The organism is Pseudomonas sp. P4_B3, from assembly GCF_056402295.1.
In genome coordinates, this window is sequence record NZ_JBFUHR010000002.1 from 63,499 (window position 1) to 75,833 (window position 12,335).

At 61.7% G+C, this 12,335-nt stretch carries 10 protein-coding genes; 9 read left to right on the forward strand and 1 reads right to left on the reverse strand.

All coding sequences use genetic code 11. The features are described from left to right. Positions 1 to 8 precede the first annotated feature (8 nt). The 9 genes from AC1DWG_RS02305 (at position 9) to AC1DWG_RS02345 (ending at position 10,985) form a co-directional block, all read left to right on the forward strand. Complete coding sequence (locus AC1DWG_RS02305) at positions 9 to 3,095, forward strand: multidrug efflux RND transporter permease subunit (protein WP_477787178.1); 3,087 nt, start codon at positions 9 to 11, stop codon at positions 3,093 to 3,095. A gap of 179 nt (positions 3,096 to 3,274) precedes the next feature. Next, entirely contained in the window at positions 3,275 to 3,916 is a 642-nt protein-coding gene (locus tag AC1DWG_RS02310; RefSeq protein ID WP_477762021.1) for a DUF1345 domain-containing protein, read from the forward strand. Positions 3,917 to 3,992: 76 nt separating this feature from the next. After that, entirely contained in the window at positions 3,993 to 4,832 is an 840-nt protein-coding gene (locus AC1DWG_RS02315) for an AraC family transcriptional regulator (RefSeq protein WP_477762022.1), read from the forward strand. A 52-nt stretch (positions 4,833 to 4,884) separates the two neighbouring features. Continuing rightward, positions 4,885 to 5,493: a LysE family translocator gene (locus AC1DWG_RS02320; RefSeq protein ID WP_477754678.1), complete on the forward strand. Its 609-nt coding sequence runs from the start codon at positions 4,885 to 4,887 to the stop codon at positions 5,491 to 5,493. A 140-nt stretch (positions 5,494 to 5,633) separates the two neighbouring features. Beyond that, positions 5,634 to 6,659 (forward strand): LacI family DNA-binding transcriptional regulator, encoded by a 1,026-nt coding sequence (locus tag AC1DWG_RS02325; RefSeq protein WP_477754677.1) that lies wholly within the window; start codon positions 5,634 to 5,636, stop codon positions 6,657 to 6,659. Positions 6,660 to 6,822: 163 nt separating this feature from the next. Continuing rightward, positions 6,823 to 7,605, forward strand: a complete 783-nt coding sequence (locus AC1DWG_RS02330) for a sugar phosphate isomerase/epimerase family protein (protein WP_477754676.1) — start codon at positions 6,823 to 6,825, stop codon at positions 7,603 to 7,605. Beyond that, positions 7,598 to 8,584: a sugar kinase gene (locus AC1DWG_RS02335; protein WP_477762023.1), complete on the forward strand. Its 987-nt coding sequence runs from the start codon at positions 7,598 to 7,600 to the stop codon at positions 8,582 to 8,584. Before AC1DWG_RS02330 ends, AC1DWG_RS02335 begins: the two co-directional genes overlap by 8 nt. A gap of 103 nt (positions 8,585 to 8,687) precedes the next feature. Next, positions 8,688 to 9,986, forward strand: a complete 1,299-nt coding sequence (locus AC1DWG_RS02340; RefSeq protein WP_477787179.1) for an MFS transporter — start codon at positions 8,688 to 8,690, stop codon at positions 9,984 to 9,986. Between the two features lie 21 nt (positions 9,987 to 10,007). Then, entirely contained in the window at positions 10,008 to 10,985 is a 978-nt protein-coding gene (locus tag AC1DWG_RS02345; RefSeq protein WP_477762337.1) for a 2-hydroxyacid dehydrogenase, read from the forward strand. A gap of 116 nt (positions 10,986 to 11,101) precedes the next feature. Here the strand turns inward: AC1DWG_RS02345 and AC1DWG_RS02350 are convergent, their stop codons facing one another. Continuing rightward, positions 11,102 to 12,289: a pyridoxal phosphate-dependent aminotransferase gene (locus AC1DWG_RS02350; protein ID WP_477762025.1), complete on the reverse strand. Its 1,188-nt coding sequence runs from the start codon at positions 12,287 to 12,289 to the stop codon at positions 11,102 to 11,104. Positions 12,290 to 12,335 lie beyond the last annotated feature (46 nt).

Consider the following 12,335-nt stretch of genomic DNA (forward strand, 5'->3'; position numbering starts at 1 on the left):
GCTTTTTTATGCCGCAGTTCTTTATCGACCGCCCGGTGTTCGCCTGGGTGGTTGCCCTGTTCATCCTGCTGGCCGGTGCGCTGGCCATTCCACAACTGCCGGTGGCGCAATACCCCGATGTCGCACCGCCACAAATCGAAATCTACGCCGTGTACCCGGGCGCTTCGGCGCAAACCGTGGACGAGAGCGTGGTCAGCCTGATCGAGGAAGAGCTCAACGGCGCCGATCACCTGTTGTATTTCGAATCCCAGAGCAGCCTCGGCAGCGCGACCATCAAGGCCACCTTCCAGCCGGGCACCAACCCGGAATTGGCTCAGGTCGATGTGCAGAACCGCCTGAAAGCCGTGGAGTCACGCCTGCCGCAAGCGGTGATCCAGCAAGGTTTGCAGGTGGAGAAAGTCTCCTCCGGTTTCCTGCTGTTGATCACCCTCACCTCCAGCGACGGCAAACTCGACGACGTGGCGCTCAGCGATTACCTGGCGCGCAACGTGATGAACGAGGTCAAGCGTCTGGACGGCGTCGGCAAGGCGCAGCTGTACGGCGCCGAACGGGCGATGCGGATCTGGATCGACCCGCAGAAACTGCTCGCCTTCAACCTGACACCGGCGGACGTCAACACCGCCATCGTCGCGCAAAACGCCCAGGTGTCGGCGGGCAGCATCGGCGATCTGCCGACCCGCACCACCCAGGAAATCACCGCAACCATTCTGGTCAAGGGTCAGTTGTCGACCCCCGAAGAGTTTGCCGACATCGTCCTCAAGGCCAATGCGGACGGCTCGACCGTGCGCATCAGCGATGTGGCGCGGGTCGAGATCGGTAGCCAGGAATATCAGTTTTCCACGCGCCTGAACGGCAAGCCGTCCACCGCCGTCGCCGTGCAGTTGTCGCCCGGTGCCAACGCCCTGAACACCGCGACCCTGGTGCGGGCGAAGATGGATGAGCTGTCGCGCTACTTCCCGGCGAACGTCGAATACAAGATCCCGTACGACACCTCGCCCTTCGTCAAAGTCTCGATCACCAAGGTCGTCTACACCCTCGGCGAGGCGATGTTGCTGGTGTTCGCGGTGATGTTCCTGTTCCTGCAAAACATCCGCTACACACTGATTCCGACGTTGGTAGTGCCGGTGGCGCTGATGGGCACCTTTGCAACGATGCTGGCGCTTGGATTTTCGATCAACGTGCTGACCATGTTCGGCATGGTGCTGGCCATCGGCATTCTGGTGGACGATGCCATCGTGGTGGTGGAGAACGTCGAGCGGATCATGACCACCGAGGGCTTGTCACCCAAGGAAGCCACGCGCAAGGCCATGCGGCAGATCACCGGGGCCATCATCGGCATCACCCTGGTGCTGGTCGCGGTGTTCATTCCGATGGCGTTCATGCAGGGCTCGGTCGGAGTGATCTACCAGCAGTTCTCGCTGTCGATGGCCACGTCCATCCTGTTCTCGGCGTTCCTCGCCCTGACCTTGACCCCGGCCCTGTGCGCGACGTTGCTCAAGCCGATTGCCAAAGGCGAACACCACGAAAAGACCGGCTTCTTTGGCTGGTTCAACCGCCGCTTCGAGCAACTGACCGAACGCTATCAGGGCTGGGTGGCCTACGCGTTGAAACGCACCGGGCGCTACCTGCTGATCTACGGCGTGCTGCTGATCGGTCTGGGCTTGGCCTTCAGTCGCTTGCCCTCCTCGTTCCTGCCGGTGGAAGACCAGGGTTACACCATCACCGACATCCAGTTGCCACCGGGCGCGAGCAAGAACCGCACGGTACAGGTGGCCGAACAGGTTGAAGCGCACAACGCCGGGGAACAGGGCATTCGTGACAGCGTGGTGATTCTCGGATTCAGCTTCTCCGGCAGCGGGCAAAATGCGGCGCTGGCGTTCAGCACGCTCAAAGACTGGTCCGAGCGTGGCAGCGACGATTCGGCCAGCTCGATTGCCGACCGGGCCAACGTTGCCCTCAGCCAGATCAAGGACGCGGTGACATTTGCCGTACTGCCACCGCCCGTGGATGGCCTGGGTACATCCAGCGGATTCGAATTTCGCCTGCAGGATCGCGGCGGCCTCGGTCATGAGAAGTTGATGAAGGCTCGCACCGACCTACTCGCGGCGGCCGAAAAAAGCCCGATTCTGATGAACGTGCGCGAAAGCGCCCTGGCCGAGGCACCGCAGGTGCAACTGATCGTCGACCGCAAGCAGGCCAACGCGCTGGGTGTGTCCTTTGCCGACGTCGGCAACGTGCTGTCCACGGCCGTGGGCTCGGCCTACATCAACGACTTTCCCAATCAGGGGCGGATGCAGCGCGTCGTGGTGCAGGCCGAGGGCGACCAGCGCAGTCAGGTGGCTGACCTGCTGAAGATTCACGTGCGTAACACCCACGAAAAAATGGTGCCGTTGTCGGCCTTCGTGCAGGCCAAGTGTACTCAGGGCCCGGCGCAGTTGACCCGCTACAACGGCTACCCGGCGATCAGCATTTCCGGTGAACCGACCCCGGGCCACAGCACCGGTGAGGCCATGGCCGAGATCGAGCGGCTGGTGGCGCAAGGTCCGGCGGGCCTGGGCCAGGAATGGACCGGGTTGTCGTTGCAGGAACGGTTGTCCGGCAGCCAGGCACCGATCCTGCTTGGGCTGTCGCTGTTGATCGTGTTCCTGTGCCTGGCGGCGTTGTACGAGAGCTGGTCGATCCCGACCTCGGTGCTGCTGGTGGTGCCGCTGGGTGTGCTCGGCGCGGTGCTCGCGGTAACCTTGCGCGGGATGCCCAACGATGTGTTCTTCAAGGTCGGGCTGATCACCATCATCGGCCTGTCGGCAAAGAACGCGATCCTGATCATCGAGTTCGCCAAGAGCCTGTACGACGAAGGCCACGACCTGATCGATGCAACCCTGCAAGCGGCACGCCTGCGGTTGCGGCCGATTGTCATGACCTCACTGGCGTTCATTCTTGGCGTGGTGCCGCTGGCGTTGGCCACCGGCGCCAGTTCGGCGAGCCAGCAAGCCATCGGCACCGGGGTGATCGGCGGGATGATCACGGCGACCCTGGCCGTGGTGTTCGTGCCGGTGTTTTTTGTGGTGGTGATGAAGTTGGTGCGCAAGCGCTAACCCACACACCCGCATTGTAGGAGCTGGCTTGCCAGCGAAGACGGTGTGTCAGTCAACAGGGATGTTGAATGAGATGGCCTCTTCGCTGGCAAGCCAGCTCCTACAAGGGGCTTCATTGATTTCAAGAATGTGGTCACCTGGGCTAAGGTGTTGGCAAAGCCCCAACCCGTCGAGCCTCCATGATCTTCCTCGCGCGCACCCACCCTCGCCTGTCCGCCGCCATCCTGCTGGGCATCGCGGTGGGCTTTCTGGCTCCGGCCGATTCGCCAATCAGCAAGATCCTCATCGGCTGGAATGCCGGCGTCTGGATCTACCTGCTGCTGATGTTCTGGCTCACCGTGCGTTCGAAAGCGCCTGATGTGAAACGCATCGCCGAAATCGAAGACGAAAACGCCGGGATGGTGCTCGCGCTGGTATGCATTGCGGCACTGGCCAGCCTGGCGACCATCACCTTCGAACTGGCCGGCAGCAAAGACCTGGAAACCACGCGCAAGCTGATGCATTACGGTTTCACCGCCCTGACCGTCATCGGTTCATGGCTGCTGATCGGGGTCATCTTCAGCCTGCATTACGCCAGGCTGTATTACATCTGGGACGGCAAGGAACCGGCGCTGCGTTTTGCCGAAGGGCTGACGACCCCCAACTACTGGGACTTCCTGTACTTCTCGTTCACCATCGGCGTGGCGGTGCAAACCTCGGATGTCGGCGTCGCCACCCGGGGCATGCGCAAGATCGTGCTGGCGCAGTCGTTGATCGGTTTTCTGTTCAATACCGCCATTCTCGGGTTCACGATCAACATCGCCGCCGGCCTGTTCGGCTGATGACTGCACAAACGTTCTAGGCATGACCCTCGGCCGAGGCGTTAAATAGCCCGGAAAACCGTTTCGCAGGTACCCCATGAGCGCTCACAACTGGATCGACCTGGCCCAGGATGCCGACACCGGCATCGAGACCCTGCGCGCGCATTTCGAAGGCCACGCCTACGACCCGCACTGGCACGACAGTTATCTGGTGGGCGTCACCGAACAAGGGGTCCAGCAATTCAATTGCCGACGGGCCAGGCACCAGAGCACGCCGGGCAAGGTGTTTCTGCTCGAGCCCGGTGACATCCATGACGGTGAAGCGCCGACCGCCGACGGTTTCACCTACCGCATGCTGTACCTCGACCCGCAGTGGTTGCAGCGCGAACTCAGCGCCGTGTTCGACCATGCCCCCGACAACAGCCAGCTGAGCTTCGCCGCCACCCTGGCCAGCGATGCGCGCCTGGCCCAGGCCACCAGCCTGGCGTTTGAAACCCTGCATCGCGGTGAACTGAAGATCGTCCGCCAGTCCGCCCTCGACGGTTTGCTCGAACGCCTGACCAGCCATTTGCACTGGCGCGCCCGCGATGGCCAGGACCCGCGTCTGCCGCGAGTGGCACAGAAAGCCCGGGAATACCTGCATGCCAACGCGCAATACGACATCGGCCTCGATCAACTGGCCGCCGTCACAGGCGTCGATCGCTTTCGCCTGACCCGCGCGTTCAAGGCTGCCTATGGCATGGCGCCCCACGCGTATCTGGTGCAACTCCGCCTGGCCACCGCCCGCCGCCTGCTGGCCCGTGGCGAACAACCGGCGGCGGTGGCAATGGCGCTGGGCTTTGCCGATCAGAGCCATCTGGGGCGCTGGTTCATGCGCGCCTACGGCCTGACGCCGGCGCTGTACCGCAAGCGCTGCTCAAATCTTCCAGACAGATAAGCCCGGGATTGTGAAGATCGACTTCACTGATCTTCACCGGAGTTAGCCCGCGATGCTGCCCTCGTTCCCGACTTTGTTGCCTTTCCTGCTGTTTGCCTTCGTAGCCTCGATCACCCCCGGCCCGACCAATATTCTGGTGCTGAGCAACAGCGCTCGATACGGGTGGGTCGCGGCTGTGCCGATCATCGTCGGCGCCTGTGCCAGCGCGGCGACCCTTGTGTGGCTGGTGGGTACGGGGGTCGGGTCATCATTGACTGCGTGGCCCGTGGTGCAAAACGTCATGCAATGGGCCGGTGTGGCGTGGCTGAGCTATCTGGCCTGGCAGATTTACAGCGCCCCGACAACGGCCATTGCCGCCAGCCATAGCCAGGCGCGCCTCGGATGGAGGGGGGCCGCCAGCCTGCAACTGATCAACCCGAAAACCTGGATGATGGCGCTGGCGGTGGTCAGTGTATTTGCCGGGGCTGGCGATCATCACGCCGTGCAAGTGATGTATTTGTCGCTGGTGTTTTTTCTGGTTTCCCTGCCATGCCTCGCGGTCTGGGCGCTGCTCGGTGCCGGTTCAAGCCGCTGGTTGCGCTCACCCCGTGCCATGCAACGCTTCAATCGCTGCATGGGCCTGTTATTGCTGGGTTCTGCGTGGTTGAGCGTGTTGGCCTGAGCGCCACTTGTCGGTGATTGTTCGACAAAAAACCATCCGGGGCTTGACGGCGAATTGACTTTTGGTGTCTTCTGAAACCGGTTTCAGTGCGATCTCACGAAGCACTCGACCTTATAAATCCAATAAGAAGGTTTCAGACCGTGAATGATTTCTCCGCCGCCCAGCGCAGCCGCGTGACCATGCTCGACGTGGCCGAACACGCCAAGGTCTCCAAGGCCAGCGTTTCGCGGTTCATTGGCGATGATCGCGCTCTGCTCTCCGATGCCATTGCCCAGCGCATCGAACAGGCAATTGCCGAACTCGGCTATCGCCCGAACCAGATGGCCCGCGGCCTGAAACGCGGGCGCACCCGCCTGATTGGCATGCTGGTGGCCGACATCCGCAACCCTTATTCAATTGCCGTGATGCACGGGGTGGAAACCGCCTGCCGTCAGCACGGCTATAGCCTGGTGGTGTGCAACACCGACCGCGACGACGAGCAGGAGCGCCAGCACCTGGCCCTGCTGCGCTCGTACAACATCGAAGGCCTGATCGTGAACACCCTCGGTCATCACCGTGATCAATTGCACGAACTGCACCGGGAAATGCCCCTGGTACTGGTGGATCGCAAGGTCGAGCACCTCGAAAGCGATATGGTCGGGCTGAACAACCCTGCGGCGGTCGAGATGGCCCTCGCCCATCTTCAAGAGCGCGGTTATCGCGATGTGTTGCTGGTCACCGAGCCGTTCGACGGCACCAGTTCGCGAATCGAGCGGGTCACCAGCTTCAAGGCGCAAATAGAGCAACGCCCGGCGCTTCGCGGCACGCACATCGAAACCGGCAGCGAACTGACCGCCCAACTGAAAACCTTCCTCGACACGCCTGGCCCCGGCCCGAAAGCGCTGTTCTGCGCCAACGGGATCGCGGCGCTGGCCAGCACCCATGCGTTGCGTGAACTCCAGTGCAACCTGTTCGATGATGTGGGGTTGATCGCCCTCGATGACCTGGATTGGTACCCGTTGGTGGGCAGCGGCATTACCGCCCTCGCTCAGCCGACCACCGAGATGGGCGCCAGCGCGTTTGAGTGTCTGCTCAAGCGGCTGCGCGGGGATGACGGGGCGGTGCGGACGCTGGATTTTTCGGCGCGGCTGGTTGTTAGAGGGTCGACCCTTGGAAATTTTCGTTGAATGTTCCGGCGCCATCGCGAGCAGGCTCGCTCCTACAATGGGCCAGTATTCACAAATCTACTGTAGGAGCGGGCTTGCCCGCGAAGGGGCCCCGAAGAACAGCACAAATTCACAGCCATTTTTTTTGAACAAAAATGAAACCGGTTTCAGAGGTATAAAAACAATGAACAGACCAGCCGTTTCCATCAGCCTTTCCAGCTACGGTGCCGACCTTGTGCGTCAACGCGGCCAGGGCAGCTTCATCGAGATTCTCGCCGCCGCCGGCGCCACGCGCATTGAGTGGCGTGAAGAATTACTGACCATCGAGGACCCCGCTCAACTGGCCGATGCCACTCAAGCAGAAGGCCTGCAGAGCGTGTATTCATCACCAATGGAGCTATGGCTGGCCGGACAATCCAGGCCCAACCCCGAACTGATCACGGCCCTGCAACGCGCCCAGGCGTTCGGCGCCAAATGGCTGAAAGTGTCGTTGGGTTATTTCACCGACAACAGCGATCTGCAAACCCTCGCCCGGGTGCTGGGCGAGAGCGCCGTGCAGTTGCTGGTGGAAAACGACCAGACCCTGCACGGCGGCCGCATTGAACCCTTCCAGCGTTTTTTCGCGGACGTCGAGCAGCACGAGCTGCCGATCAAAATGACCTTCGATATCGGCAATTGGCACTGGCAGGACCAGTCCGCCGCCAGCGCCGCGCGGTTGCTCGGTCGTCACGTCGGTTATGTGCACTGCAAAGCGGTCACGCGTCGTGCCGACGGCAAACTGGTGGCCATCGCGCCCGCCGTCAGTGACTTGCAACAGTGGGAACACCTGCTGCAGCACATGGCCCAGGGCGTTATGCGGGCCGCGGAATATCCGCTGCAAGGCGATGACCTGGTGCAACTGACCACCGAGCACGTCGCTGCCCTCGCCCACCTCGGCCAATCGCAGCTGGAGAGTGCTCATGTCTGAGATCGATATTCTGTCCTTCGGCGAGACAATGGCGATGTTCGTCGCCGAGCAGGCGGGTGATCTGGCCAGCGTCGGCGCTTTTCACAAACGCATTGCCGGGGCTGACAGCAATGTCGCCATTGGCCTTTCCCGACTGGGCTTCAACGTGGCATGGCTGAGCCGTGTCGGTGCCGACTCGCTGGGCCGGTTCGTGGTCGACACCCTGGAAAAAGAAGGCCTGGATTGCCGCCACGTCGATATCGACACCGCCCACCCGACCGGTTTTCAACTCAAGTCCCGCACCGACGATGGCAGCGATCCGGTGGTCGAGTACTTCCGCCGTGGTTCGGCGGCCAGTCACCTGTCGCCGCACTCGATCGTGCCCCAATTGCTCAAGGCCCGACACCTGCACGCCACCGGCATTCCCCCGGCGCTGTCGGAGTCGGCGCGGCAGATGTCGTTCGAATTGATGACCCGCATGCGCGAGGCCGGGTGCAGTGTGTCCTTCGACCCGAACCTGCGCCCGAGCCTGTGGGCCAGCGAGCAACAAATGATCACCGAGATCAACCGCCTCGCTGCCCTCGCCCATTGGGTGCTGCCGGGGTTGAGCGAAGGTCGCTTGCTGACCGGTTTCGAAGATCCGGCCGACATCGCCGCCTTCTACCTTGACCAAGGCGCCGAAGCCGTGGCGATCAAACTTGGCCCGCACGGTGCTTACTACCGCACACAATTTGATCAAGGTTTCGTGGCTGGGGTGCCGGTGGAAACTGTGGTCGATACGGTGGGTGCCGGCGATGGGTTTGCCGTCGGCATGATCAGCGCGCTGTTGGAAAACCAAAGCGTTGTCGAGGCCGTGCAACGCGCCAACTGGATTGGCAGCCGTGCGGTGCAGAGCCGGGGGGATATGGAGGGGTTGCCGATCCGATCCGAAATGGTCAGCGAATTTGAGGCCGCCATCGCGAGCAAGCTCGCTCCTACAGAGGATTTGTGTCGAACGTAGATCCAACGTAGGAGCGAGCCTGCTCGCGATGAGGCCAGCACAGTCACTGAAGATTCAAACCGTTACCTGCTGCGACAAAAACAACAAGCTCAGGAGCACCACCATGAAAACCGCAACGCTCGCCACCCGCCGCTGGTGGTACATCATGCCCATCGTGTTCATCACCTATAGCCTGGCGTATCTGGATCGCGCCAACTATGGGTTCGCCGCCGCGTCCGGCATGGCGGCGGACCTGATGATCACACCAGGCCTGTCGTCGATGCTCGGCGCGCTGTTCTTCCTCGGCTACTTTTTCTTCCAGGTACCCGGCGCGATCTATGCGCAGAAACACAGCGTGAAGAAGCTGATTTTCRTCAGTCTGATCCTCTGGGGCGGCCTGGCGACGTTGACCGGGATCGTCTCCAACGCCTACTGGCTGATCGTCATCCGCTTCATGCTCGGCGTGGTCGAAGCCGCAGTGATGCCGGCGATGCTGATCTATCTGTGCCACTGGTTCACCCGCGCCGAACGCTCGCGGGCCAACACCTTCCTGATCCTCGGCAACCCGGTGACCATGCTCTGGATGTCGGTGGTCTCGGGCTATCTGGTGCAGCACTACAGCTGGCGCTGGATGTTCATCGTCGAAGGTTTGCCAGCGGTATTGTGGGCATTCATCTGGTGGCGTCTGGCCGATGATCGTCCGTCACAAGCCAAGTGGCTCAACGACCAGGAAAAGCAGGATCTGGAAAGCGCACTGGCCGCCGAACAGGTCGGCATCAAGGCCGTGAAGAACTACGCCGAAGCGTTCCGCTCACCCAAAGTGATCATCCTGGCCCTGCAGTTTTTCTGCTGGAGCATTGGCGTGTACGGTTTCGTGTTGTGGCTGCCATCGATCCTCAAGGCCGGCGCGCAAATGGACATGATTCAGGCCGGCTGGCTGTCGGCGCTGCCGTACCTGGCGGCGGTGATCGGCATGCTGCTGGTGTCCTGGGGTTCGGACAAGCTGCAAAAACGTAAACGTTTCGTCTGGCCGCCACTGCTGATTGCCTCGATTGCCTTCTATGGTTCCTACGCCTTGGGTGCCGAACACTTCTGGTGGTCCTACACCCTGCTGGTGATTGCCGGCGCCTGCATGTACGCGCCTTACGGACCGTTCTTCGCAATCATTCCGGAGATCCTCCCGGCCAACGTCGCGGGCGGCGCCATGGCGCTGATCAACAGCATGGGCGCCCTCGGTTCCTTTGGCGGTTCCTATCTGGTCGGTTACCTGAACAGCTCCACCGGCTCGCCCGGCGCGTCGTACCTGCTGATGAGCGGCGCCTTGATGCTCTCGGTGGTGCTGACCATTTTCCTCAAGCCCGGCGCCAGCGATCGGGAGCGGCCCACGGCTACCGTAGCCCGCACCGCCACAGCCCATTCCTGAATTGATGTCGAGATGAACACCATGAAAAAGCAGGTCGTCCTGTACAAGAAACTCTCGCCGCTGCTGATGGCTCGCCTGCACGAGCAGACCGAAGTGACGCTGATCGACAACCTCGACAGCGCAGGCCTGGCCAAGCTGCGCGATGCCCTGCCCCGCGCCCACGGTTTGCTGGGTGCCAGCCTGAAACTGGATGCCGAACTGCTCGATCTGGCACCCAACCTTCAAGCCATTGCCAGCGTCTCGGTGGGTGTCGATAACTACGACATCGACTACCTGAGCGAGCGGCGCATCCTGCTCAGCAACACGCCGGATGTATTGACAGAAACCACCGCCGACACTGGTTTCGCGCTGATCCTGGCAACGGCCCGGCGCGTAGTGGAATTGGCAAACATGATTCGCGAAGGCAATTGGACCCGCAACATCGGCCCCACGCATTTCGGCAGCGACGTGCACGGTAAAACCCTGGGCATCATTGGCATGGGGCGCATTGGCGAGGCGCTGGCCCAGCGCGGGCATTTCGGGTTTGGCATGCCGGTGATTTATCACAGCCAGTCACCGAAACCAGCGGTGGAACAGCGGTTCAATGCGCACTATCGAAGCCTGCCGGAGCTATTGCAACAGGCCGATTTCGTTTGCCTGACGTTGCCGCTGACCGCGCAAACCGAAGGGCTGATTGGCGCAGAACAGTTCGCCCTGATGCGTCCCGAGACCATCTTCATCAATATTTCACGGGGTAAAGTGGTGGACGAAGCAGCACTGATTGAAGCCTTGCGTGCGGGCCGGATTCGCGCGGCGGGGCTGGACGTATTCGAACGCGAACCATTGAATCAGGACTCGCCGTTGTTGCAGTTGAACAACGTGGTGGCGACACCGCACATCGGCTCGGCCACCCATGAAACACGGGAGGCCATGGCCAGATGCGCGGTGGACAACCTGTTGGCGGCGCTGGCGGGTGAACGGCCTGTGAACTTGGTGAATCCTGGGGTTTGGAAAAGCTGAAGATCAAAAGATCGCAGCCTGCGGCAGTTCCTACATGGACCGGGTTCACTGCAGTTTTGTGGATGGACATCAATCCTGTAGGAGCTGCCGCAGGCTGCGATCTTTTGCTGTGGCGATCAGGCCCGCCGCGCCTCCAGCAAATTCGTCGCACACAAAGCAATCCGCCGACATGCATCAGCCAGCTTCATCTGATCCACTACCAACCCGATCCGGATATGCCCCGCCGCACTCGGCCCGAACGCTTCTCCGGCCAGCACCGAGACGCCATAGCCCTCCAGCAATCGCTCGGCGAAGCGCTGGGCCGACAACCCGGTCTGGCGTACATCGACCATCACGAACATCCCGCCATCCGGGCGAATCGGCCTGAGGCCCGGACATTGGCCCAGACTTGCGCACACCAGGTCACGGCGCTGGCGATACTCTTCGCGCATCATCGCCACTTCCGGCAAGTCTTCATCCAGCGCCAATTGCGCAGCGTTCTGCACGAAATCCGGAATGCCGAACAACATGCTCAGCGACAAATTGACCAGGTGCCCGGCCATGGGTTTCGGCCCGATCACCCAGCCCACCCGCCAGCCGCTCATGGCGTGGGACTTGGACAGGCTGTTGATCGTCGCCGTCCGTTCGGCCATGCCCGGCAGGCTCGCGGGGCTGATGTGCTCGCCCTCGTACAGCAGATCGCTGTAGACCTCATCGCTGATCAGCCACAAATCATGACGAATGCACAACGCTGCCAGCTCCTGCCAGATCGGCAACGACAGACTGGCGCCGGATGGATTGTTCGGACTGTTGAGCAGGATGGCGCGTGTTTTTGGCGTGATCCGTGCCGCGACATCCGCCGGGTCGACGCGAAACCCGTTCTGCGGACGCACTGGCACCGGGACCACCGTGGCCGCACAAGCGCCGATCACGCCTTCATAGGTGACGTACATCGGTTCGGCGACAATCACTTCATCGCCCGGATCGAGCAGGCATTGCGCCACCGAATACACCGCGCACTGCGCGCCCGGAAAGACGATCACATGCTCGCTATCCACCGGCTGACCGCTGCGTTGCCGATGTCGGCGGGCAATGCTGTCGCGCAGCCCCCGACTGCCGCGCACTTCAGGATAGTGCGTATCACCGGCCAACAGGCTGGCGATGGCCGCCTGGACGATGGGTTGTGGCGTATCGAAGTCCGGGTCGCCAATTGACAGCAGCAGGACATCGACACCCTGTTCGCGCAATTGCAGCGCTCGATCGTGAATCTGCCAGGCCGCCGCTCCGTCACCGGCGATTCGTTGGGTCAAGGCTGAATAGCGCATGTCTGTCTCCTGTCGCGCGGGTGCTCCCAGCCACAACCCTATCTCA